This is a genomic window from Treponema bryantii (assembly GCF_900113965.1).
Lineage (GTDB): Bacteria > Spirochaetota > Spirochaetia > Treponematales > Treponemataceae > Treponema_D > Treponema_D bryantii_A.
The window spans coordinates 584,460-609,891 of record NZ_FORI01000001.1; the positions used below are offsets into that span (position 1 = coordinate 584,460).

The following is a 25,432-nucleotide window of genomic DNA, read 5'->3' on the forward strand; positions in this document are numbered from 1 at the left end:
GGAGAAAGCATAACTGCACATGGAGGAAACAATGGCTGGTAAGGTTCAGTTTTTTTCCAGAGTAGGCAAAACGCGGATTATCCCGATTGGTTTAAAGATGCTCGTCGTCTTTATTGTTTTGATTCTACTCTCAAACTTTATTACGAATTTTATTTCTCTTCAGCTTACCCAGAGACAGATTATCAATTTGAATAATACGATTATGGTAAGCCAGTTGAAGGAGCTTTACAGTACTTCTTCAAATCAATATCAGATTTACTTATATTCGGGAAACAGAGCAGAAACTGTTGAAGCCTTGAACAAGGTTGCGGCAACTGGTTTTACAAATGCAAACAGTGTTGCGCTTGGCGTGAGCCCGGACGGACAGTTCCAGTTTTTTTCAGATGCAAACGAGCTTGCCGTTTGGCCTGATTTTGATGCCACTGCTCTTAAGCTATTAAATACAAACCGTGAACAGGGAATAGAGGAAGGCTCAATTTCATTCGGCAGTCCTTATGGCGACTACTTTGGTGTTTATAAATATCAGAGTGATTGGGATTATTTTATTGTCCGTGCCGAGATGCGTACCGACCTTCAAAAAAATAATTATCGCGTTTATATGATTATTTCTATCCTCATTATCACACTTACACTTTTCTTCGTTGTAGTGGGCTACATAATTATTCGCAGAGAGTTCCGCGGACTTCGTTCCTTCACAGACGACCTTATTACAATGCAGCAGAAAAAACAGCTGCAGCTTATTGATATTTCAAAGGCGCCGAACGACGACGTTACTTACATGGCCGCTTCGTTCAACGCGCTTTCAATGCAGGTAAATAATCTTCTTGATACCTTCCAGAAATTCGTTTCAAAGGATATTGTTGCCAAGGCTTATGCCGGCCGCGACGTTGGTCTTGAAGGAAAACAGAGAGACCTTGCAATGCTCTTCTCAGATGTAAAGAGCTTTACTTATCGTACAGAAACTTTGGGTAACGATATCATTGAAGTTTTGAATGTTCATTACAATCGTGTAATTCATAATGTTCATGAGAACTCGGGAATTGTAGGTTCGATTATTGGTGATGCTATTCTTGCAATTTATGGAACCCTCGATTCAAAACGTTCAAAGGCATACAACGCAGTTATTTCTGCATGGAACATTACAAGGGCAACTGCAGAGCTCCGTCAGGAAATGCTTGCCCGCCGTGAAGAAATAGAAAAGACCCGTAAGCTTACAGAATCAGAGGAAAAAGTTTTCCAGGCTGTAATGGTTGATGTTGGTGTTGGTATTGATGGCGGTAAGGTTTTCTACGGAACAATCGGACGTAACGACTTTGAAGATCCTCGCCAGTCACACATGACAAACACTGTAATTGGAGACACTGTAAACTCAGCTTCCCGCCTTGAAGGACTTACTCGAATCTATCACATTCCTGTTGTTGTTTCTGAATCAATCAAAAATGAAGTGAGTGAAGAAACCGCACGCTATAAGTTTATTGAAATTGATACTGTTCAGGTAAAGGGAAAAACAAAGGGAAAGAAAATTTACTTCCCGTTCGATACAAACGAAATGGACGAGAGTCTGCTTGTTCAATATCAGCAGTTTGAAGAAGGCTTGAAGGCTTATTACGAAGGCGACTGGAAAACTGCACGCAAGGTATTTAAAGGACTTGAACTGGATGTCACTCAGGTATTCCTTGAGCGAATGGGTACAAAAGGTGCACCTGCAGATTGGAGTGGAATATGGGCAATGACAACAAAATAACAAAAATCTCAGACGAGCAGAGATCAAATCAGATCCATAAAGAAGTAATGCTCTTTCTTGGTAAGGAGCTGGAACGCATTCATCATACTTCTTCAGAGCAGAGTTATAATATTGAAAAAGAATATGCAAAGACAAAAAAGCGCCATTCGCCTTTTACGGCCTTTATGCTTATAGGTTCTTTTCTTGTTGTACTCTTAATTGCTTTTATTATGATTAAAACAATTTCTGCGCATAATGAAGAAATTACTGTAAGTGTTTCTGCATTTGATGATTTGAATCTTAAAAATCTTTTGAACACAGTTGGAGCAGCTCAGACAAATTATGACAATGCCGTAAAAAATCTTGCGACAATTGAAAGCGACATGACTGTAAAGCTTAAGGCTGCAGAGGATGCCCGCACAAACGACATCTTTGTAATTGACTCAATGACACGCCTTACAAAAAAGAGACGCGGCGAGCTTGTTGAAGAAGCAGAGAAGAAATACAAAGAGACAGTTGCGGCAATTCATGAAGAGTATGATGGTCAGATTGTGAGTGCTGAAAAAGAAGTGCAGGAGTATAAGAGTCAGCTTGCAGAATTTGATACGGCAAAGGTTCAGGCCGCAAAAGAAAAAGAAAAGGCTCTGGACAGTGAGCGCCGTGTAAAAGAACTTGAACAGCAGAAGATTAAAGACCAATATCAAAGCCGTATTGCCGAGCTGGATAAAAAACTTTCAGATACACAAAGGCGTAATTCCGAAGAGATGCGCACTGCAGTAAGCAATGTGTCGGCACAGTATCAGGCAGAAATTGCATTGCTCGATCCTAATCTTAATGATGCAAAGGCAAACTCAATTATTTCCGGTACTAAGGCCGCTGGCTTTGCAGATTTTAATGCGGGCACAACAGTAAGTCAGAGAGGAATTAATTCCCAAAAGGTTGTTTCTGTTTTAAACGATTATCAGAAAATTTATGATGATTATAAATATCTTGATAAGACAGTTGCAGGCATTCCTCAGAAGAACTCAATTCCATCTTATGTAGCGGCTTCTCATAAGCTTGTAAATAAAATGAGTTCTGCTTTTGCGGATACAACAATTTCGTTCTACAACGAGACAGTGCAGCTCAATGGAAAAATCAACAGCCTTACCGACGAACTGGAAGAAAGTCGCAAACAGATTTCGCAGCAGCAGGAGATTTATGAGCAGTCTTATGAAACTCTGCTGGGACTTGCAAAAACCAGTGCAGTGCTTGTGTCTGCAACTGATTATGACAGCATCAAAATTTATGTTACTGGCAAGGCACGCTATCTGATTACAGAATCTGGAGCCGATGCAGAGTTTAAGGCAGATAAAACTATCAAAGGAAAAATATTCCGGGCAGAAGATGATTCTTTCTATTTTGTAGTTGGAGAAGACAAGGATGGTAACAGACTTGAGGTGAATTTCGAATCTGTAGTTCCTGGCACCCCTGTGAAAATTTTAGGCAAGTAATTGGGGTTTTCTGCCGATAATAGAAGAATGGAAGTGGAAAAATTTAGTGAAGAGCTGCAAAAAGCTCTCAGTAAAAAACAGGAATGGTATAACTCAGAATGTCTGCAGGAGTTGCTTGGCCAATACAGGCTTTTGCATACCTGCGTTAAGAATCTTTATGACAGCTTTGTAAAGAAGTCTCTTATTAATCCGGATCCTTATCGTCTTGATAAAAAGATTTCTGAGATTGTTGTACCTGAATCAACACCTTTTGCTGAAAGCGACATTCCAAATGTTTTTGGAGCACGTTTCTCTGATTATGAAACTATGCTCGACTTTATCTGTACCTACTTCCGTTTTTCTACAGAAAACTTCACTCTGCAGAATGTTAAAAAGATGATTGAGTTCATAAAGGTTTTCGAATGGGATGACCTTTCTATGAACAATGCCCGTATGAATACCCGTGCTCTTGCAATGACTATTAACAGCGCTAAAAACGGCGCTCCAAGTGTTGTTCAGAGTATGATTAATGACAGCGTTGCAAAATGTGCTCAGACAGTAAAAGTAATTGGGAAGATGCTGAATGAGCTTGGAGTTTTCCAGCGTGAGCTTTATAAGGGCGGCCTCCGTAAAGATCTTTTTGAGCATCCTGATTTTAATAAGGCAAAGGCAGCAGAGTCTGCAGAAGGCGAGCTTGCAGAAATCAAGAGACTTTATACAAAGGTTACCGGAAAGAAAACTTTATACAATGATCTTGTAAATGAGATTATTGAAGAAGACCACGGTCCTGATAAAGAAAAGAAGCAGGCTGCAGTTCTTGAACGTCTTGCAATTAAAAATGCGGCAAAGCCTGTAGAAAAGAAAAAGGCAGGACCTGATACAAAAGAAATGCTTATGCAGGCAGTTCTTGCAGTAGGTGCAATTGCTCCAACTCTTATACAGCTGAACGCAAAGCTTGTAGAAAACTTTAATCTCTTATTCCAGAAGAAAAATACCTTCTTTAATAAATTGATTGCTGCTCTCAAAAAAGCTTTGAATCTTAAAGAGAAGGAAAGAATCTGTAACGTTCCTGTAAAGGACGCTAAGACTGGAGCTGAGCACGTTCAGAAAATCAATGTAAATGAATTCCTTACAGACCTTACTCACAAGGAACGTATTTATAATGGAATTGGAATGAAGGCTGTTGAATATCAGAAAATCAGTGCTTCAAATGAAGATGCAATTTTGAGTTTTGTTAATAAGCAGATTTCAGAAATTCAGTCGATTTTTGTTATCATCAATTCTCTGGATGCATACTTCAAGAATGAAATAGACTCTGAGTTCAAAACCCGCGTAAAGGGTATGCAGATTGAACTTTCTGCCTTGCGTAATTCCATAATAAATGCTAATAAGAAACGCGGCGAATATGTTTCTTTCAAAGAAGAATCAGAGCAAATGCGTAAATTAGGAATTTCAGAGAATGATTAAACAATTCAAAAAATATTGTGCAGCACTATTATGTGCTGCTTGTTTTTTAAATCCTGTATTTTCACAGGAATATGATCCCGAACACAATCACGATTACGAGCTTACTCCAGAAGAACTTTTAGAACTGGAAAATGCAGAACAGAATGCGGCTTCACAGAAAGAAAAACTTCCTCAGGAACTGCAGCAAAATTTTATAATTGTAGAGTCTGTTCGTGTGCACGAGCTTAATCCTCAGATTACAAATTATTCGAGTGACTCTCAGCTTTTGAGCGGACTTTATGAAGGGCTTTTTACAACCAGTCCGGTTTCATTGGAGCCGCAGTATGCAATCGCAAAAGAGTTTAAAATTTCACGTGATAAAAAGCGCTGGTCTATTACGCTGCGCGAGGATGCGCGCTTCAGTAATGGTGAAAAAATTACGGCAGAGGCTGTGCGCGATAGCTGGCTTAGAATGCTCGCAAATCCAGCTTCTCCATATTCTTCGCTGCTGGATATTGTCCGCGGTGCAGAAGCTTTTAGAACAGGGCAGGGCAACTACGATGAAGTTGGCATTTATGCCACTGCAGAAAATGTGCTTTCAATCTATCTGAATAATCCTGCAAATTATCTTCCAAAGATTTTGTGCCATACAGCCTTCTCTGTTACTCACAGTAATCCGGAAGTTTACAGTGGCGCTTACGAACTTGAGATTGTTGCAGACCGCAAATATATTTTGAGAAAGAATCCTTATTACTGGGATAAAGACAACGTTACTCTTGAGCGCATAACTTTTGTGCAGTCTGATAATGTTGATGATAATACTTTTTACTACAACACCGGTGCGGTTGATTGGGTAACCGGTCAGGTAAATCAGTCTAAGCTGCTCGATCCTTCTGCAATTCAGATCAGCGCAACTTTTGGAACCGGCTACCTTTATTTTAAGATGAGCAGCCGTAAGCCTGCAGACAGCAAGTGTTCTCGTGTCTGGGATTATCCGGAATTCCGTAACGCTGTGCTCGAGGCTTTTCCATGGAACTCTATCCATAAAAAATATCTGATTCCTGCTACAACTCTGGTTTATCCGCTTTCGGGCTATCCTCAGATTGATGGTTTTGATTACACTGATGAAATTGAAGCCAGCCTCAAAATGAAGGATGCACGTGCTAAATACGGCATTTCTCAGGAAGAGGTGATTCCTCTGGTAATGCACGTTTTTGAAAATGAATTTTCTGAAGAGGACGAAAAACTTTTGAGCGAGGCATTCGCTCCGCTTGGGGTTGAACTGGTAATTAAAACTGTTCCTTCGTACCTTTATTATTCTACGGTAGCTGCGGCTGATGCTGACATTCTTGTTACGTCTTGGATTGGCGACTTCGCTGACCCTCTCGCTTTCCTCGAACTTTTCCGCGGCGCCTCAACCATGAATGAGTCCGGCTGGAAAAATGAAAAGTTCGATTCTCTATTAGACCAGGCCGCTACTGCCGGTGAAGCAGACCGCCTGAATCTCCTTGGTCAGGCCGAAAACATCCTTCTGGACGAGGGCATGGTTCTTCCACTTTACCGTTCCGTATCTTCAAACATCGTAGACTTAAAAGAAGTAGGCGGCTGGTACGTAAACGCCTTCGATTTACATCCGCTTAAAAACTTATATAAGAAACAACCGAAGTACAACTCTGAAAACATAGTGAAGAAGTAGATTGCCACGTCGCTACGCTCCTCGCAATGACACTTTCGTCATTGCGAGCGAAGTTGCCCGTCATTGCGACCGAAGTTGCCTGTCATTGCGAGTGAAGTTTGCCCGTCATTGCGAGCGTAGCGAAGCAATCCACATTCTTGAATATCCTCTTTAATTTTTTTATAATAAAACATCTTGTCATTGTCCGACTCAGTCGGACAATCTTTTTTTAGGAGATAATTTTTATGGTAATTTTAACTTTGAACTGCGGATCTTCATCTGCAAAGTATCAGGTTTATGACTGGGACAACAAAGAAGTAATGGCTAACGGTGTTGTAGAGCGCATCGGAATTGAAGGAAGCTGCATTACTCACAAGGCAAAGGGAAAGAAAACAGAAATCGAAAGCCCTTGTCCAACTCACAAAGAAGCAATTGAACTTATCATTAAAGAAATCACTGACCCTGAAGTTGGTGTAATAAAATCTATGGACGAAATTGGAGCTGTTGGTCACCGCGTTCTCCATGGTGGCGAAAAGTTCACAAAGTCTGTACTTATCACTCCAGAAGTTCTCGAAGGTTTCCGCGAGGTAGTAGACCTTGGACCTCTCCACATGCCAGCTAATATCATGGGTATTGAAGCTGCTCAGAAGGTAATGCCAAACGTTCCTCATTCAGCAATCATGGATACAGCATGGCACCAGACAATGCCGGAAGAAACTTTCCAGTACGCAATTCCACGCGAATGGTATGAGAAATACGCAGCTCGCCGCTACGGTTTCCACGGAACTTCATTCCTTTATACAGCAAAACGTGCTGCTGTTCTCCTTGGAAAAGATCCAAAAGACTGCAACCTTATCATCTGCCACATTGGTAACGGTTCTTCTATGTGTGCTGTTAAGAACGGTGTTTGCTACGATACAACAATGGGTATTACACCGCTCGAAGGTCTTGTAATGGGAACTCGTTCAGGAGACCTCGACCCGGCTCTTCCATTCTACATCATGAGAAAAACTGGTATGTCTGCTGATGAAATGGACAAAGCACTCAACAAGAAGTGTGGATGTCTTGGTATCACAGGAAAATATTCTGACCGCCGCGATATCGAAATTGACGCTGCAAAGGGCGACAAGCTCTGCCAGCTTTCTATCGAAATGGAAGCTCTCCGCATTAAGAAGTACATCGGTGCCTTCATGGCAGAACTCGGCCACGTAGACGCAATCGTATGGACTGCAGGTGTAGGCGAGCGCGGACCAATCACTCGTATGAAGGCTTGTTCTGGTCTTGAAAACTACGGTATCAAGATTGATGCACAGCGCAACGAATGGTCATTCACAGGTAACGCTGAAACATACATCCACGCTGATGATTCAAAGACAAAGATTTTCGTAATCCCAACAGACGAAGAGCTCGTAATGACAGAAGATGCTTACGCTCTCATGAAGGGAACATACGATGTTCATACAAACTTCAAGTACAGCTTCCAGGATCCTAACTACGTAAACAAGGCTCGCGAAGAAGGCTTGAAGGCCGACCTCGTAAAGAGACCAAACATCGCTAAGATTTTGGCAAGAGATATTATCGGTAAATAAATCATGGATTGCTTCGCTGCGCTCGCAATGACGCAGCCATACCACGTCATTGCGAGGAGCGTAGCGACGAAGCAATCTACAAAAAAAAGACTGTCTGTATTCAGACAGTCTTTTTTTATGCCATACAGGAAGTTTTTTTAAGAATGTTCAAAGAAACCGTAAGAAAGCGTAATGTTTGCTTGACTTTTACATTGTATTCTTAATATAATGGCCGTCCGCGTCGGAGATTTTAAGGATATGTGTGATGAGCAGACGCTTTGGAAAACTTCTGATTCCTTTCATTGTATTAAGTGTTTTTTGTAGTTCTGATTTATACGCAGAATATGATTCTGGAAAATTCTTTCCAACAGTAAATGATTTTGGCAAATCTGGGCTCTATTTAGAAGGAGCCGGTGGCCTTGCATTTCCTCTTGCTTTTACAAATCAGAGTTTCGTTCCTATGACAAGTTTCGGTCATGACTATTCAGCCGGATTGGGCTTCAATTGGGGTGGCTGGCTTCTTGGTCTGGAGTTCAATCGTTCTGTCTATGGACAGGGAACTGCAGCTGGTGCCTTGATGGAAAACTTTACAAATAATCTTTTTGAATTCCGCCTTCGAAGAGTTATTTCAAAAGCTTCTATTTCAAAGTTGCCTTCCTGGCTTGAAATTGTTCCGGGAATCAGCCTTGCCGGAAATTTTATAACTACAGATTATTACAGATCTCGACGTGCAAAAGAAGACGGCCTGATGACAAGTATTACCTTTGGTCAGCAGGGGGCTCGTTGTCTCTTGGGAAAACTGTCTTATGAAAATGCCTTTTATTTCGGAAATGATTATTTTATTCCATATATCGAAGGTGATGTAAACGTCTTTTATGATACCAGCATTGGTGGAGGTCTTGGAACCTATTTTACAGCCAATATTGGAGTTAGAACTTATCCAACTGCCATCTTCCACAAGAACAATGCAAAGAAAGAAAAAGCAGTAAAGCCAAAGACTGAAAAGAAAGCTAAGAAAGAAAATAAAAAGGAAAACAAAAAAGAGCCAGTATTCCTTCCTCCAACAGACACAAGTCCGGTTGAACTTGCTCTTGAATCAAATATTCATTCTAACTTTACTCCAGATGATGATGGCACAAATGATAAAGCTATACTTACTCCAAAGCTTATTAATATATGCCAAGCACCTCAAAGCTGGAAGGTAGAAATTCTTGACCCTAAGGGTGCCGAGTTCCGTGAGTACAGTGGAGAAGGCATGCTGCCAGAAACTGTAGTCTGGGATGGAAAGAGCGATTCTGGTGAAGATGTATTCGCCATGAATACTTATGAAATTGTAATTACAGTAATTCCTTCTGCAGTAGATATTGCCCGCACAGGTCAGACAGAATTAGTTGTAAAAGATTCAATCACAACAGGTCTTCCAATGCAGGTAATCATTCCAAATAGAAAATGGAAGATTGTTGTAAATACAATTCACTTTGATCCAGACCGTGCAACCTTTACCCGCATTTCAAAAGAACAGCAGCAGGAAAATATTGAAACTCTGGATAGTCTTGCAGAACAAATTAAAGCACATCCAGACTGCAATATCACAATTGAAGGTTATGCAAATAACGTAACAAATACAGAACGCGAAAATAGAGAAGAACTGGTTCCACTTTCACAGTTAAGAGCAGAAGCTATTTTGCAGATGCTGGTAGAGCGTGGAATTGATAAAGATGTTTTCACAGCAAAAGGAAAGGGTGGTGCAAATCCTCTTGCTGCCTGGGAAGACCGGGCAAACTGGTGGAAGAACCGCCGTGTAGAATTCATCGTAGAAAAACAGGAATAGGAAGCAGATATGAAAAAGAATAGAAAATATAGTGCAGCAGTAAAGATTTTGGCAAGCCTTTCACTTTTGGCTTTTACATCCTGTTCGAACCTTTTTGTTGATATGCTGAACGAAGATGGTTCTGTAAAAACCGGCGATACCAGTTTACAGACATCTCTGGATCCAGATGAAAATATAATTACGCCGGAAACTGGAAATAAACCAGGAACTACAACAGGCAAACCTGGAAATACTCCGGGGACAGTTGTAGAACCAAATGAACATCCTGAAGAATTTTATGAATCAGATGAAGATAATGAACTGAAGAATACAGATGTAAATACAGGCATTGTTGTAATCAAAGCAACAAGACCAAATTATAATCAGATTGTTTTTAATGCTAATATTCATTCATACGAAGTTGGACTTCTTCGTGCAGAAGATGATCCAGTAACTGTTAAAGCTTTTAAGAATGATGTTAATGCAAAAATAACTTTCAGTGCAGTTCAGACTCGAACAACAAATATTGAAAACGGCAGTCTCAAAACAACATACATTGCAGAAGACACAGAACAGTTTATTGATTTGCCCGCATCAAATCAGCCGGCTGTTACATTTACAGAAGCAGCCGGACCAGGAGACGCTATTCTTTTTCCAAAGCTGCCTTATGGAACAACCCGTGTAACAGTTACAATTACAGCAGATGATGATAACTATTCAGATTCTTATGATATATATCTGAATAAAAAACATGTTCTTACTTCTTTGATGCTCCCAGAAACTGGCAATCCTGGAAAAACTGATTTAACAACTTCTCTTGTTGTATTGAAAGAAAGCGATGGTTTTAATAAAAATCAGATTACTTATAAGCCAGTCGTAACTGAATATGATGTAGAAGTTCTTACTCCAAAAGATAATCTTGTTTATCTTAAAGCAGTTCCATCAGATAAAAATGCAAAGGTAACCTGGACCGCCGTATATACAGCAAAGCCAGTTTATAAATATGAATATTATCAGACAGTTACAACTACCACAGTAAAGGTAGATGCAAACGGTAAACTCCTTGAAGGTCCTCTTACTTCAAAGGTTACCTCAAAGGTAAATTCTGCAGCAGAAAATCATTCTGAAATATCAGAAAAAAAAGATGCAAAAGGAAATACAATCACTACTACTGTCAGCACTACAACAAGAAAAACAATCGTAGGGCTTGATCATATGGAGTCTGTTACTCAGGAAGATATTTCTTCAAGTCTTTTGCCTGTAGAAAATCAGAATACAGACAGGGTAAGAATCACAACCTTGCCTTATGGAGAAACAAAAGTAACAGCAACTGTTCATGGAGACGGAAATCAGAATTCTATAAATCAGGTTTATACAATTACAATTCCAAGAGTTAAGTTTTCTGCAGTAGAGGAAGGCTCTGATCCTTGGGGATCTTCTGATGAGGAATTGCCTGCAATAAATGATGATACTTCTAAGCTGGAAGATCTTTCTGTAAGTAACTTTGAAACTATTGATGATGAAGGAAATGCAACGGATTTAGAAACTCAGGCCACAGAAGACTTTACTTTCAATAGAGATGAAACAATTTATTCTGTGATTGTAGATGAAGATACAGACGTAATGAAAATCAATCCGGTACTTAAGGAAAATGAAGTAATGACATATCCTGTTTCAAAGACCAAGTACTCGGAATTAGAATCAAACAGTTATAGTGTAAATCTTGTAGGCGGTTTACAGGTAATTACCTTTACGGTTACAGAAGAAGGCTGTGAATCAAGAACTTATACAATCTATGCTTATAAGCAGAGTGGTAATACTATCCTGGAATCAATTAATTATTCTTCTTATGATTCTGTAAACAAAGCATGGACTTCTCACAAAATGGCTGAGGCAAATTATAGTGCCGGCCTTACTGCCATGTCACCTTCGAAAGTTTCGTTGAAAAATGGTGCAAAAGTGGCAAGTGCAGCTAATACCTATTCTTTGAAAGTACGTGCGGACAATGCTGCAGATGTTACACAGATGAAATTCAGTGTACAGCCATATGATATGCATACTCATCTTTATTATTATGTTGGCGGCAGCTGTCCTGAAGAAAAAAGCCAGGCATGGGGAAAAGCTTATCTGAAAAATGATCAGGATAATAGCATCACAATTTCTGAATTGAATAATGATGGGAAAGAAGCAAAAACTTATCTTTGGATAAAAACAGTAAGCCGCCCTTATTATCACGCAGATGATGTAAAAGTTCGTAGCGATGTAACTTATCATAAGATTGAAATCTCAAAACCTGGTAAAGAAAATGTTGCCCTCAAAGAATTATTTATTAATACACAAAATGAAGCTGAGGAATGGAACGAACTTTATTCTGATAAGGATACAGAAACTGAAACTGGCATTACCCATATAGCGGAAACTATGGAAGAGAATGTAACTACAGATGTGGATGTTGCAAAAATCTATTTCCGCTTTGCTGATGATGATGCAAAAGACAATAAGACCGTTACCTATTCTGTTGTGAATGAAAGAGCAAGTGATACAAGCCTGACCCCTAACACAGACTTTTATAAGTCTCCAGCTCCTGGCAGCCTTAAAGGTTCAACAGAAACAATAGATGGAAAAAAATATTATGTAATCACTCTTGGCCAGATTGATGTCGAAAATAAGGATGCGGATGATCTTTCAAAAGAAAGAACAACAAATGATTTACCAATGGGGGACACAATTGTAAAGATTCTTGTAAACGACGAAGAGTCTGCAACAGTTACTCTCAAGAAGCCGGATCTTAATTCTTATACACTTACAGCAAGGCCAGCAATTGGTACTGGTTCGAGCGGCCTTTATACAACAAGTTTCTACGATACTGTTTATTATCTGAATAAGGGTGTTGATGAAGTTACTCTTACAATGACTACAAGTCAGAAAAATGAAAGTATTTCTGTAGACTCTTATAAAAAGATTGCAAAAGAAAATGGTTCTGAAGAATCTGACGATTATAGTGATAAAGCATATGTTTCTATGGTTCAGTCTAAAGATAAGCCTTATACGACATGGACCAGCAAAGTAACAAAGATTCCTAAAGGAACTTCTCAGGTTGTTTATAGAGTAAAAAGTGCCTATGGTAATTATTCACAGCCTTGTACAGTAACCTTTGTTCGTGCAGAAGACTCAGAAACCCGTTTGAGAAAGTTTAATGTAAAGGGACCCAAAAATGAGATTACTGATTTCAAATGGAGTGATCAGGGATCTTTAGATACTGGTAACTTTGTAAATAATTACAAGATTGCTGATGGATCTGGTAAATATACAATTACAGCTCTTCCTATGAATTCGAACGAGGATGTAACAGTTTTTGTATATACAAGTGCTACAAAAAAGATTGATAAAGATAATTTAGATTCTTTGACTGGAAAAGATTATCAGACTGGCGTAAATGGAACTTATACTTTTGAAGCAAAATCTGAAGATAAATTTATTTTGGTTCGTGTAGAGGTAAAAAATGGTTCTGCTAATGTACGATATTATGACGCACTTGTTACAGTAGATCCTGAAGTTACCACAAAACTTACAGCTACTGGAAAGCAATATAATATTGGTGATGCAGGAGATTTTGATTCCTTTAATTTCTATAAAGCTGATAATTCAATTATTCCTGCTTCAACAAATGTAAACAGTATTGGTAATATCAGAATTGATGTTTCAAAATCATCAAAGGCAAGCTGGAATGACGGCTATCCTAAAGTAACAGTAGATACAGTTGAAGGAGAAGACATTACCGTTCAGCGGGACATTGATTCAGATAGGAACATCACAATTTCTTATGATGTTTACAAAAAGTATCTGGGAAAGACTCTGAATGTAATTTATAAGGCAACAGCAGAAAGTGGAGCAGAAGAAGAGTTCGTTTTCCCAATAGAGCTTTCAACTTTGGAAACTGTAACTAAGTATGAAAAATGGACATCATCAGAGTCTTACAGTTATGAGCTTCCTGTAACTACAAAGAAAAAGCAGATTGCCTATAGATTTGGTTCGCAGATAAATGATACACGCACAAACTGGATTTATACCGCGACTAAAAATGAGCAGGGCCAGCCAGATACTAGTGGTATTGATATTGTTGGAAGCCTTGATGGCGGTTCAACATGGGGCGCAACATCATACAACTTCAGTGGTTTGCATTATCTTTTGAAGTCTGGCGAAAATATTTACCTTGCAAAACTTGAGGCAGACACTTTAGATAATAGTAAGGCAAGTGTGAATACTTTATATCTGCTTAATGTTGATAAAGAAAAAGCTGAGGTAAAGAATGCAGCTGACCTTGGAATTGAGCTTACTGTAAATGCCAGAGTAAGCTATGCAGGTGAGACTCCTTATCTCATGCTGACAGCTACAGTTAAAGGTGCAGATCAACTTGGTGCTATTATGGATACCCTTGTTGCTTCAGAAAAATTTGCAACGGATGCGGGTGCAGATAGTGTAAGTATTAAGGCTACAACTAACGGATTTAAGATGGCTGGAGACGGTTATAAATTCTCTGCCGTCCTGAAAAATGCAGTTGAAGTAAATGATGTTTCAAGATTCTGGTATGGCTCATATAAAGAAATTAGCGGAGCCTTGTCTTATCTGAAAACTGTATTTACAACCACAGAACCGGCAAATGAAGATGTTGATGACTCAGCAATTTCCTTCAGTTGGGATTTGAATCCTGGTGAAGAAGCTGCAAAAACAATTCGTTTTACAATAGAATAAATGCAAAAATAAATGATTAGCCGAGGGGGTCCTGACCTGTGGTCAGGACCCCCTCTCTATTTTATATAAGTTTGTTAATTTCTTCCAAAGAAAGTCCTGTTAATGAAGAAATCTGTTCTGCGGGAAGGCCTTCCTTTAAGGCTTTTTTAGCAACCTGTGTAATCCCTTCAAGAATGCCTTCGGCTTGTAAAATAAGAAAAATTTTGATAAATTTTGAATTCGTAGTTATATGTGTAAAAATAAATTACAGTCACTTGACAAATATAATCGTCTTCGCAATTCGCAATTTGTTAGCGATAAATCTATACAATTCAACTTTTCTCAGGAATTCTGATCATGAAAATGGCTTTTTAAGTTATTTTGAGGGCTTTTAATATTTTCAGGAGGTTTTTATGAAAAAATCAAAACTTGTCGCATTATTTATAAGTGCGGCATTTGCTATTGTTTTAGCCGGATGTTCAAGCCCAACTGTAACTCCAGCACAAACTTATACTGTAACTTACGTTGACGGAGTTGATGATGCAGAAATTGCAGTTCCAACCGATTCTGCTTCTTACCACGCTGGCGATACTGTAACTGTAAAATTTGATGGAATTGGAAATCGAAACTATTATGAATTTACTGGTTGGAGCGATGGAAGTACAACTTACACAAGTAACGGAACAACAAGTTTTACAATGGGAAGTGCGAACGTAACACTGACTGCTACTTGGAACGGCCCTTTTATTGGTACAAAAGCTCCGTCTGTAGCAAAAGCTGTTGGTGATATTGTATTTAATGATGGTTCTGCAATGCCGTATTCTGTTTACAACACAGAATTGACAGATGCAGAAAAAGAAGCTAAAAAGAATTCTGCTATTGCCTTGATTTTCTACAAGGGAACTGGCTTGAACAGTGATGCTGCTGATGGTACACCAGATAATACAACCAGCCGAACTTTAGGTGTTGGATTAAAACATTATATGAAACCAAATGGCTTTTGCCTTGCCTGGTGCAGAAAAACAAGTGATACAGATAAAGCTGATGCTTTTAGTGTAAACATTACTTCAATTCAGTGTCCTGCAAGTGGAACTGCTGGTGCTTTAACTTTTACAGGTGATAAAAATGGAAGTGATAATCTTGAACAGATAGCTGCTTTTGATGGAATTAGTGATACTGGGGGTGGCGATTCAACAACATCTGCTGAACAGGCTGCTTTGAATTATCCTGCATTCTATTTTGCAAAGAATTATAAAAATGTTGAAGGAAGCAGAGTAGCAGGTACCGATTATGAAAGCGGCTGGTATTTACCAAGTATAGCAGAACTTTTTCAGATTTATGCTAATGGAAAGGGAAGTAATAAGATTTTTGATATTGATGCAGCAAGCGAATCTTTAAGGGGCGATAAGTTTGAAATTTCATACTATTGGTCGTCGTCTCAGTATCCTCCTGTGAATAATCCTTCTTATGCTTCTTTTAATAATGCTTATGCTTACGCTCTTTACTTCAACAGTAAGAGTTGGTACGGTAGCTTAAAGGACGATACTTCTTCCAATAATGTGTGTTGCATCCACGAATTTAACTAATGTATATAATACTTTCCTGCCGGCAAATTTCCGGCAGTGAAAATTTGGAGAACGATTTATCAAATAAATATAGGTGTTTGTTTTTATGGAAAATGTTTTACAGTATAACAAGGAAGGCTCTTCTAAGCGTTATAATATTAAGTGGAAATATGAAGATGACAATTTTTACATTTGGATTGAAAACCTGGATGAGTATAAATTTTCTAAATATGATCAGAGTGTACCTTTGAATGGACAAGAAGATTTTGATCTTGACCTATATATAAAAAAAATGAAAGGCTTTATAGATAGCGATTTATCATAAAACATAATCAACTTTCAAGACCATCGCAAAAACGGTGGTCTTTTTTATTTCATAAACTCAACAAAACAAGTTTTTGTTTTTTTGTCAAAGTTCTGGCATTCCAGAAAACAGAGGATTCAATCTTTCCCAGTCTAATTGATATCCATATGAATGACGAAAGACGTGACGAAAAGATTTATTTTTTCTTTAGTAATCTCATCCAATTTTCTTCTGCTCTCCAACTCTTTGAAGTAAGTCAAAAAATCTTTCTGATAATCAAAATCAACTAAATCTACGGGCAATTTTGAGGATACTCGTTGCTTTTGCAAGAATCATTGCATTCATACTTTTATTATGTATCCGCAAATTGAATTTACGTTTACGAAGTTTTAGGAACGATAAAAGTTTCTACATTAGGTTTTACATGGACTAATCTAAAACCTAATGATGGAAAGATAATAAAATTGATGAACCGATTGGAAGAAAAAGCATTAAAAATATATGGAAAAAATATTGATATCATTGATGTTGATATTGGGGGCATGAATGCTTTAACAACTTCATTAATATGGGGTGTTGCGGGGTACCCCCGCTAGAAGGGGTAGCGAGCAACGAAGTGCGAGCGAGGGGAAGGCATTTCCCTTCTTTTTTTTATTCATTGTCTTGCATTAATATTCAAAAAACGGCATAATCTTTGCATATTTATACATTTCTTGTTTAGGGGTGAAATATGGAAAAGAAAATTGTCAACAACTACGGTTCTTTCGACGTAACCTTTGTAAAATCAAAGGGCTCAACAATGTGGGATGTTAATGGCAAAAAGTACATCGACTTTATTGCCGGAATTGGAGTTAACTGCCTTGGTCATAATTACAAGCCTCTTGTGAAGGCAATTTCTAATCAGGCCCGTCGTCAGATCCATATTTCAAACTATTATTTTTCAGATGTAGGTCTGGATTTTGCAGAAAATCTTTTGAAGGTTACCGGCTTTGAACGCGGTTACTTTGGAAACTCTGGTGCTGAAGCAAACGAAGCTGCAATTAAACTTGCAAGAAAATATGGTCAGCTCAACGGTGGCGATAAAAGAAAGACAATTGTTACTCTGGAATCTTCATTCCATGGTCGTACACTGGCTACTCTTACAGCTACAGGACAGGACCGCTTCCACCCAGACTGCTTTGCGCCATATCCTGTAGGTTTCAAGACAATTAAGGCAAACGACTTTGATGCTCTGAAGGGAGCTTTTGACGATACAACCGCAGCGCTTTTTATTGAGTGTATTCAGGGTGAGGGTGGTGTAAATCTTATAAATCCTGAATGGGCAAAGGCTGCCGCTGAGGCTGCACGCGCTGCCGGAGCAATTGTAATGGCAGATGAAGTTCAGACTGGCGTTGGACGTACAGGTACATATCTTGCGAGTGACTGGCTTGGTTTTAAGCCTGAGGTTGTAACTCTTGCAAAGGGAATTGCCGGTGGCCTTCCAATGGGAGCATGTCTTTTCCGTGGAAAGGCTGCAGATGTTTTTGTTGCAGGTGACCATCAGTCTACTTTTGCAGGAAATCCTTTAGCATGTGCAGCTGGACTTGTTGTTCTTGAAACAGTAAGTGATCCAGCCTTCCTCGACAGAGTAAACCATGCAGGTGACTATATCCGTGGTGCAATTGCAAGCTGGAATCTTCCTATTGTAAAGGACGTTCGCGGTAAAGGTCTTATGATTGGAACTCAGATTGATAAGAGCATTAAGCCTTTTGATATTGAAGTTCGCTGTCTCGAAAAAGGACTTTGTACAACAACAGCAGGAAGTGATGTTGTAAGATTCCTTCCACCACTCAATATTTCTGACAAAGAGATTGACGAAGGTCTTGCAATTTATAAGAATGTACTTGAAGAATTTTGTAAATAAGTAAGGTAATAAATTGAAGAAAGCAGGAACATTGCACAGAAAGGTTAGGATTAGTAAATCATTCTTTCTCGTGCCTGTGCTCCTGCTTTTTTTATGTCTGAATCTTACGCAGCCGGTTTTTGCCGCAAATGTTCTTGGCCGGCCGCGAAAAATGTTTCTTGTTAAGACGGAACATTTTGATATCATCTATTCAAATCTGAGTGAAGAAACTGCCCTGCTGTTAGTGCAGAATGCCGATTCTCTTTATGAAAAAGCGGCAGAGGCTCTGGGAGCAGAGAATAATCTTCATATGCCGGTAATTATTTCTCCGGACTCAGATGAACTTTCTGTAACCTATACTGAATCTCCATATAATAGAATAATCATTTTTGATTCACCTGCAGATTATGGCACTGCCGTTTTTGAAGACACAATGCTAAGCCTTTTTTATCATGAGATTTATCAGGCTTTGCTGCAGTCAATCAGAAGTCCTTTTAATCAGATAGTTGCAAAATGGGGAACCGGGGAAATCTATCAGCCGGTTGCAATTTTTAATATGCCGCTTTCTTTTATTGAAGGGACTGCGTATCTGAAAGAAAGTGAGGAGCCTGGAGAAGGACGACTGAACGATGGATATTTTCTTCAGATATTGTCACAGGCAAAGCTCGAAGGAAAATTCCCGAATTACTATCAGGTAACAACTGTGCGCGATTCTTATCCGGGAGAAGAACTTTCTCTTGCGGCGGGCGCGGGCTTTGCGGCGTTTTTGATGAACACTTATGGTGTTGAAAAATACGCTGAGCTCTGGAAAGAAAGCGGAAAAATAAATCTGATGTTTACCGAGGGTGTTTTTCAGAATACTTACGGCAAAAGACTTAAGGAATTATGGGCGGAGTTTGAAGAAGCTGTGCCGTTACCAGACGCACTTCTTGCGCTGGAAAGTTATGAGCTTGAAGGTGATTTAGTTTTTCCGAAAGACAAATATGCGAATTACGAAAATCTTCTTTTGACTGATTACGGAATTGTTTGGTATGACCGTATCAGACATGAAGTTGATATTTATGATGAAAACAATGCACTGAAAATGCGTCAGCTGCTTTTTCTTGCAGATAATGTTGAGCGGCTTTCTCTTTCTCCGGGAGGAAGATATATTGCAGTTTCACATACACAAGCTCGCACAATGGAAGAACTTTCTTCGAGTTCAACCTGGATTTATGATTTAAAGGAAAGAAAATTTCTTGATGATAAATATGCGCTCCGTGATGCTGCTATTGTAAAAACTTCGGATGGAAAGTTTGCCGTTGCTGGTGTGAATGTAAAAGATATTCGTGCAAAGCTTGAAGTTTACAGTTTGCCTTTGGACGACAATAAAGATGAAGAAGTTTCAGTAATTTACTCGAAGACATTTGAAAGAAATAAAGTTCCGTTTTCTCCAGTTTATGCAGACGATGGTTTTGTAACTTATATTCTGGCTGATGGGGATGAGCGTTATTTATGCCGTCAGAGTTTTGATGGAGTAGTGGAGCAGAAGTGGGTGATTGAAATGCCTGCGGATGATTTTCAGACTCCGCTCAAAATCCAGCGCCTGTCCTGGAGCCCAAGCCGCGGCGGCCGCGCACCCTTCTACACCTTCGAGTTCACACTGCCGCAGGCGCACAGCTTTACACGGGCCGGCTTTATTTACCTCACCGAGCTCTTCGAGCCCCAGCGAGTCGAGCTCACCGCGGCAGACGTTTCGGGCGGTATAAACTTCCCCGCAGTTTCGTCCACCGGCAGCCTTCTGTACAGCGCACATAAATTTTCGCAAAATGAATTACGCACCGTGGCGCTCTCCGCCGTGCCGCGCGTGGACGGTGCATTAAGAGAACTCAGCACATCCGACGCCCTCGGCGAGTCTGGAGACCTCAGTACATCCGACACCCTCAGCCAGCCTGGAGAACGCCCCTTCGGCCAGTCCGGAGACATCCCCCTCGGCCAGTCCGGAGACCTCAGTACATCCGACACCCTCGGCGAGTCCGGAGACCTCCCCCTCGCTCCATCCTTCTCCGATTCCCTTGCAGCTTACAATGTGCGTCGCTACAATCCGTTCCGCTACATGGCAGACCTGTCGTTTACTCCGTTCTTCCCGATGAAGCTGCTGGACTTGAGCGAAGGAAACTTTTACTGGCCTGGCCTTGGTCTCACAATCGAAAGTCAGACCGACCCTTGTATGAACACAAAGGCCCTGCTTTCTGCCGGCTGGACGTATCTTCCAATGGATTTCTCTTGGACAAACAATATGCCGTCCAGATACATGGCAAAACTCAGAACCGAATCTCTGAACATCAAAAAAGATAAATCTGCCGCATTCTATATTGAAAATTCTTCAACTCCGGTTTTCATTCGCGCCGGAACAATCTTTAATTGTAATCTCGATGGCGAATACAGCTTTAAGGTTATTGGCGGCGGCCAGTGGAAGATTCCGGTTGGCATTGCTCTCCGCAATCTTACTTTTGACCTTCAGGCAAGTTATTCTGTTTCAACTGATTATTATGATCAGACTCAAAGCGAAATCCGCCCAAGCCTTTCAGACTGGCCTTCTTTCAGCGAAGCTTATGAGATGTATGAGATTTCTGCAAAGATTGAATATTCAAATATTCACCAGTACGGCTATTCAACTTTTGAGCAGCGTGGAATTACTTTAGGAATGCGTGCTTACACAATGTGGGATATGTGTGAGGTTCGCCTTTTGCAGGAAGCACGAAAACAGAAGGAGGCCGAGGCGGGCAACACGGGAAATTCGGAGACCTCAACCAATTCAGGCGGCTCGGGAACTACAGACAATTCAAATGATTCCAGCGAACAGTCCCTCACAAACGCCCAGCGCCAGAACCTCTTTACAAACAGCCTTGCAGATATAACTCAGCTCAACATGGGTTTTTACGCAACAGTTGCAATTCCTCGCCTTAATCCTCTTACAATGTACAAGGGCTGGGTTTTGAGTATGCCTTCTATTTTGACAGCAGAGTTTGTAAACAAGGCCGGTACAGCGCTTGAGTCCAGCTTCCAGTCTCTTTTAATTGGCCGCGAGATTCACAACACAATCATTCCGGCATTCCTGTATTCACGCCGCGCAGGTCTTTGGGCAGGTTATGATATGGCTCTCGTTTATGATACAGCTGAAACCCGCCTCCCGGATATCCGCCATGACAACTATCTTGCAGAAGTGTTCAAGGGAGTTTCGTACACCCAGGCAATCTATATGGTTTTGAATCTTGATTTGAATATCACCGTAGGAAAACTTTCTACAGTCCCAATCAACACCACCCTCACCGGCACCTTCTACCCGGAAAGCCGCGGTTACAAAATCGAACTCGACGTGCGTTTACACTTGTAGTTATGGTTTCGATACGCCCGGCCCTTCGACTCCGCTCAGGGACCGGTCTACTCAACCATCGGCAGGATCCACTTTTTCTGAGATTTTTCTTATTTACCTTTCTTCTGAAAGTTTGTTATATTTAATATATACAAAAAATTTGGAGGACATCTAAAATGATAGAAGTTTCCCACGTTTCCCGTAATTTCGGGGATTTCCGTGCGGTAAATGACGTCAGCTTTTCTATTCCTACAGGACAGATTGTAGGACTTCTTGGCCCAAACGGCGCTGGCAAAACCACAACAATGCGAATGATAACAGGCTTTCTTGCCCCATCAGCTGGTTCAGTAAAAATTGATGGAATTGATATTACAGAAAATCCTGTTGAAGCAAAAAGAAAAATCGGCTATATGCCTGAATCTGCTCCTTTATATGGAGAGATGATAGTAGAAGATTATCTGCGATATATTGCAGGAATCTATGGTCAGAATCCGGAAGAAAAGGTTCCACTGCTTTGTAAAGAATGCGGACTCAAAGAGGTTATGAGTAAAAACATCTCTGAGCTCTCTCGTGGTAACCGCCAGCGTGTTGCTCTTGCTCATGCACTTATGAATGATCCGGAAATCCTTATTCTTGATGAACCAACTTCAGGTCTTGACCCTAATCAGGTAGAAGACGTTCGTTCAATTATCCGTGAAATTGGTAAGACACGTACTGTAATTGTTTCAACCCATATCCTTAGCGAAGTTGAAACTATCTGTAGTCGCGCAATCATCATTAGCGGCGGTAAGCTTGTTGCAGACAGCTCTATCGAAGAACTTAAGAACAGCATTGGAACTTCGTCTACAGTTTATATCACTGTTGGCGGCGACGGTAATAAGGCTTGCGAACTTGTTAAGTCAATTAACGGTGTTGCCGGTGTAACTGTTGGTCCTAAAGAAGGCGAAGCAAACCTTAGTGAACTTGTTGTGTCTGTAAACGGTGATGCAGAAATCAGACCGGTTATTATCAAAAAGCTTGTTGAAGGCGGTTTTGATTTGTATGAAGCAGCTCACAATAAGAATACTTTGGAAGATGTATTCCATACTTTGACGGAGGCTAAATAATGAGCGACAGTAAATCAGCTAAAAAACAGAGCCCTGCAATCATCATTATGAAGCGTGAGCTCAAAACATATTTTACTTCACCGGTTGCTTACATTGTAACCGCTCTTTTTCTTATAGTTACAGGAATCCTGTTTTATTCAGTATTCTTCCTTTATGACAGAGCTGAACTCCGCCAGTATTTTTCTTTACTGCCAGTTCTGCTTGCACTTTTTATTCCGGCTCTCACAATGAGAATCTTTGCAGAAGAGCGCCGTGTTGGTTCTATTGAAACTCTCATGACCCTTCCTGTTACAGAGCTTGATGTAGTTACAGGTAAGTATCTTGCATCTTTCCTTGGCACACTGATTATGCTTGCACCAACTTTGCTTTACATTCTTCCAACAGTGATTTTTGGATCTCCAGATTTTGGTCCAATCATCGGCGGATACATTGGCGCAATCTTCCTTAGTGCCTGCTTTACTGCAATCGGAATCTTTGCTACTTCCATCACAAAAAATCAGATTATTGCTTTCTTTACTGCAATGATAATCTGTATGGTTCTTACAATGATTGATTCTTTCCTGATTTTCCTTCCATCACAGATTGTAAGTGTTTTGAGTTATCTTTCTGCAAGCGGGCATTTTGATTCTATTTCCCGTGGAATTTTTGATACAAGGGATGTCCTCTATTTTATTTCCCTTACAGCCCTGTTCTTTACCTCAACAGTAAAGCTTCAGCAGAATGCTAAAAACTAACGGAGTAAAAAAGATGAAAAAAATATTACAGTGGCTTAAAGGCCCTAAATCAGATTTTATACTTTTTGTAATCTTCCTTGTGCTTTTGAATATTGTAGGACATAAGGCTTTTATTCGCTTTGATCTTACAGCTCCAAAATCATACTCGCTTTCAAAGGCAAGTAAAACTGTTGTAAAGAATCTGGATTCTCCACTTTCTATCCGTGTGTTCTTCAGCGACAATCTTCCTGCAACTTACACAAATGTTTCTCAGTATGTGAAAGATATTCTTGTTGAATACAAGGGTGCTGCAAATAAGAACTTCTCAGTTTCTTACATGGATATGTCTAAGCCTGAAAATGAAGAGCTTGCTGCAAATCTTGGAATTCAGCAGGTTCAGATTCAGGAACTGAAAAATAATGAAGTTGGACTCAAGCAGGTTTATATGGGACTTGCTGTTGCCTATGGCGACAATATCGAAATCATGAATCCTATTCAGAGTTCAGATGGTTTTGAGTTCAATCTTACAACAAAAATCTCAAATATGATTTCCATGGCAGATACACTTGCAAGCCTTGGAAAAGACGATAAGGTTAGCCTTACACTTTACATGAGCGATGCTCTTAAGTGGCTTGGAATCAGTGGTGCAGAAGAAGCTGACGGAATTATCCGCAATGCATTTAATTCTGTAAATAAGCAGAATGCAGACTGCATGGAATATAAGGTTGTAAGCCCTGATACAAATGAAGCTGCAGAGCTTGCTCAGAAGTACGGACTTCAGACAATCTCTTATTCAGAATCTGGAGTTCAGAAAAAAGCTGCTCTTGGTCTTGTGCTTGAGCATGGAGAAAAAACTTACGCACTTCCTCTTGAAGTTCAGCGCTCTTTGTTCGGTTATATTGTTTCTGGTCTTGATGATATGGAGACAACAATTAACGAAGGTTTGCAGAGTCTCTTCTCAAATGCAAAGGCAATTGGTTATATCACAGGTCATGGAGAAGTTGATCACAATTCTGCAGATCAGGCTGCAAACTTCCAGAAGCTGATTTCTGGAATGTATGAGCTTAAAGATATTGATTTGAACTCTGATAATATTCCTGCTGGTATGAACTCAATTATTATCAACGGTCCAAAGATGGATTTTACAGAAGAGGAGCTTTATAAGATTGATCAGTTCCTTCTTCGTGGTGGCAATGTAATGCTCTTTGTTGATGGTATTGTTGAAACTGGAAAAGACCAGATGTACGGAATTGCAAACTTCGGACAGAACGAAACAAACATTGAACGTCTGCTTTCAAAATACGGTGTAGCACGCGAAAAGAATATGATTATGGATAAGAATTGTTTGAGCAATTTGAATACTCAGTATGGTGAATTGAATTACTACTGGGTTCCTGTAATCAATAAAAAGCAGCTGGCAAAGAAGAACGCAATCACAAATAATCTTGGTTCTCTCTATTTGCTTCAGAGTGGTTCGCTTGATCCTTCTGCAGCAAAAGAAAATAAAAATCTTAAGGTAACAGAAATTGCAAAATCTTCTGATGAAGCATGGGCTCTTACAGACGGAATTATGCTTAATCCTTTGATGATGGATTACCCTGATGACGCTTCAAGTTATGCACAGTACGATCTGGCACTTCTTCTTGAAGGAAAGTTTGACAGTGCTTTTGATGATGCTCCTGCAAACACTTCTGATGAAGGTGAACTCGTAACTTCAAGCTACATCAAAACAAGCGTAATGCCTGGAAAACTTTTTGTAGCAGGTTCTTCTGTAATTACAACAAGTCAGGTAATTGATGAAAACGGACAGAGCCCTGTTGCAATGTTCCTTATGAACGTTGTTGATTATATGAACGGAAATGATGAACTTTGTACAATGAGAACAAAGAGCCTTTCGGTTAATAATCTTACAGTAAAGACTCCAGCCGCAGTAAGCTTCTGGAAGATTTTGAATCAGTATGGACTTGCAGTGCTCGTTGCTCTTGCAGGACTTCTTGTTTGGAGACTTCGTATGGCTCGCCGCCGTGCAATCAACAAGAAGTATAATCCGGATGATACAAGAACTATTACAAAGTAAGTTAG

The 25,432-nt window shown here is 40.0% G+C and carries 15 protein-coding genes and 1 pseudogene; 15 read left to right on the top strand and 1 reads right to left on the bottom strand.

The features are described from left to right. The first annotated feature begins 31 nt into the window (after positions 1-31). From BM161_RS02530 to BM161_RS02570, 9 genes are all read left to right on the top strand, one after another. A complete protein-coding gene (locus tag BM161_RS02530) occupies positions 32-1,744 on the top strand; it encodes an adenylate/guanylate cyclase domain-containing protein (protein ID WP_074930162.1) in 1,713 nt (570 codons plus the stop codon). Further along, entirely contained in the window at positions 1,723-3,216 is a 1,494-nt protein-coding gene (locus BM161_RS02535) for a hypothetical protein (RefSeq protein WP_143090479.1), read from the top strand. Before BM161_RS02530 ends, BM161_RS02535 begins: the two co-directional genes overlap by 22 nt. 27 nt (positions 3,217-3,243) lie before the next feature. Next, the gene (locus BM161_RS02540) at positions 3,244-4,662 is read left to right on the top strand and encodes a TP0584 family protein (protein ID WP_074930164.1); all 1,419 of its coding nucleotides are present in this window, start codon (positions 3,244-3,246) and stop codon (positions 4,660-4,662) included. Beyond that, entirely contained in the window at positions 4,655-6,337 is a 1,683-nt protein-coding gene (locus tag BM161_RS02545) for a peptide ABC transporter substrate-binding protein (RefSeq protein WP_074930166.1), read from the top strand. The genes BM161_RS02540 and BM161_RS02545 overlap by 8 nt, the downstream gene beginning before the upstream one ends. A 224-nt stretch (positions 6,338-6,561) precedes the next feature. After that, positions 6,562-7,905, top strand: coding sequence for an acetate kinase (locus tag BM161_RS02550; protein WP_074930168.1), 1,344 nt, complete (start codon positions 6,562-6,564; stop codon positions 7,903-7,905). A gap of 244 nt (positions 7,906-8,149) precedes the next feature. Then, a complete protein-coding gene (locus BM161_RS02555) occupies positions 8,150-9,715 on the top strand; it encodes an OmpA family protein (RefSeq protein WP_074930169.1) in 1,566 nt (521 codons plus the stop codon). A 9-nt stretch (positions 9,716-9,724) separates the two neighbouring features. Continuing rightward, entirely contained in the window at positions 9,725-14,446 is a 4,722-nt protein-coding gene (locus BM161_RS02560; protein ID WP_074930171.1) for a cadherin-like beta sandwich domain-containing protein, read from the top strand. A 392-nt stretch (positions 14,447-14,838) separates the two neighbouring features. After that, entirely contained in the window at positions 14,839-16,011 is a 1,173-nt protein-coding gene (locus BM161_RS02565; protein WP_074930173.1) for an InlB B-repeat-containing protein, read from the top strand. Positions 16,012-16,096: 85 nt separating this feature from the next. Beyond that, positions 16,097-16,315, top strand: a complete 219-nt coding sequence (locus tag BM161_RS02570; protein WP_074930174.1) for a hypothetical protein — start codon at positions 16,097-16,099, stop codon at positions 16,313-16,315. Positions 16,316-16,399: 84 nt separating this feature from the next. Here BM161_RS02570 and BM161_RS14535 read toward each other — a convergent pair. Next, a pseudogene (locus BM161_RS14535) lies at positions 16,400-16,483 on the bottom strand (hypothetical protein); the annotation flags it as partial. 278 nt (positions 16,484-16,761) lie between these two features. Between BM161_RS14535 and BM161_RS14510 the strand changes: the two are divergent. The 6 genes from BM161_RS14510 to BM161_RS02595 all read left to right on the top strand — a co-directional run bounded on the left by BM161_RS14510 (position 16,762) and on the right by BM161_RS02595 (position 25,427). Further along, positions 16,762-16,890 (top strand): hypothetical protein, encoded by a 129-nt coding sequence (locus tag BM161_RS14510; RefSeq protein WP_280521785.1) that lies wholly within the window; start codon positions 16,762-16,764, stop codon positions 16,888-16,890. Between the two features lie 134 nt (positions 16,891-17,024). Continuing rightward, complete coding sequence (locus BM161_RS02575) at positions 17,025-18,197, top strand: acetylornithine/succinylornithine family transaminase (RefSeq protein WP_074930177.1); 1,173 nt, start codon at positions 17,025-17,027, stop codon at positions 18,195-18,197. Positions 18,198-18,348: 151 nt separating this feature from the next. Then, on the top strand, positions 18,349-21,552 hold the full coding sequence (locus BM161_RS02580; RefSeq protein WP_143090480.1) for a hypothetical protein: 3,204 nt from the start codon (positions 18,349-18,351) through the stop codon (positions 21,550-21,552). Between the two features lie 155 nt (positions 21,553-21,707). Then, a complete protein-coding gene (locus tag BM161_RS02585) occupies positions 21,708-22,637 on the top strand; it encodes an ABC transporter ATP-binding protein (RefSeq protein WP_074930182.1) in 930 nt (309 codons plus the stop codon). Continuing rightward, positions 22,637-23,371 carry an ABC transporter permease subunit gene (locus BM161_RS02590; RefSeq protein ID WP_074930184.1) on the top strand — a complete coding sequence of 245 codons (735 nt, stop codon included), beginning with the start codon at positions 22,637-22,639 and terminating at the stop codon, positions 23,369-23,371. Before BM161_RS02585 ends, BM161_RS02590 begins: the two co-directional genes overlap by 1 nt. A 13-nt stretch (positions 23,372-23,384) precedes the next feature. After that, entirely contained in the window at positions 23,385-25,427 is a 2,043-nt protein-coding gene (locus BM161_RS02595) for a GldG family protein (RefSeq protein ID WP_074930281.1), read from the top strand. Positions 25,428-25,432 lie beyond the last annotated feature (5 nt).

Excerpts from the sequence above, each read along its gene's own strand:
- BM161_RS02530 (WP_074930162.1), top strand. The coding sequence starts at position 32 with ATGGCTGGTAAGGTTCAGTTTTTTTCCAGAGTAGGCAAAACGCGGATT.
- BM161_RS02535 (WP_143090479.1), top strand. The coding sequence starts at position 1,723 with ATGGGCAATGACAACAAAATAACAAAAATCTCAGACGAGCAGAGATCA.
- BM161_RS02540 (WP_074930164.1), top strand. The coding sequence starts at position 3,244 with ATGGAAGTGGAAAAATTTAGTGAAGAGCTGCAAAAAGCTCTCAGTAAA.
- BM161_RS02545 (WP_074930166.1), top strand. The coding sequence starts at position 4,655 with ATGATTAAACAATTCAAAAAATATTGTGCAGCACTATTATGTGCTGCT.
- BM161_RS02550 (WP_074930168.1), top strand. The coding sequence starts at position 6,562 with ATGGTAATTTTAACTTTGAACTGCGGATCTTCATCTGCAAAGTATCAG.
- BM161_RS02555 (WP_074930169.1), top strand. The coding sequence starts at position 8,150 with ATGAGCAGACGCTTTGGAAAACTTCTGATTCCTTTCATTGTATTAAGT.
- BM161_RS02560 (WP_074930171.1), top strand. The coding sequence starts at position 9,725 with ATGAAAAAGAATAGAAAATATAGTGCAGCAGTAAAGATTTTGGCAAGC.
- BM161_RS02565 (WP_074930173.1), top strand. The coding sequence starts at position 14,839 with ATGAAAAAATCAAAACTTGTCGCATTATTTATAAGTGCGGCATTTGCT.
- BM161_RS02570 (WP_074930174.1), top strand. The coding sequence starts at position 16,097 with ATGGAAAATGTTTTACAGTATAACAAGGAAGGCTCTTCTAAGCGTTAT.
- BM161_RS14510 (WP_280521785.1), top strand. The coding sequence starts at position 16,762 with ATGAACCGATTGGAAGAAAAAGCATTAAAAATATATGGAAAAAATATT.
- BM161_RS02575 (WP_074930177.1), top strand. The coding sequence starts at position 17,025 with ATGGAAAAGAAAATTGTCAACAACTACGGTTCTTTCGACGTAACCTTT.
- BM161_RS02580 (WP_143090480.1), top strand. The coding sequence starts at position 18,349 with ATGTTTCTTGTTAAGACGGAACATTTTGATATCATCTATTCAAATCTG.
- BM161_RS02585 (WP_074930182.1), top strand. The coding sequence starts at position 21,708 with ATGATAGAAGTTTCCCACGTTTCCCGTAATTTCGGGGATTTCCGTGCG.
- BM161_RS02590 (WP_074930184.1), top strand. The coding sequence starts at position 22,637 with ATGAGCGACAGTAAATCAGCTAAAAAACAGAGCCCTGCAATCATCATT.
- BM161_RS02595 (WP_074930281.1), top strand. The coding sequence starts at position 23,385 with ATGAAAAAAATATTACAGTGGCTTAAAGGCCCTAAATCAGATTTTATA.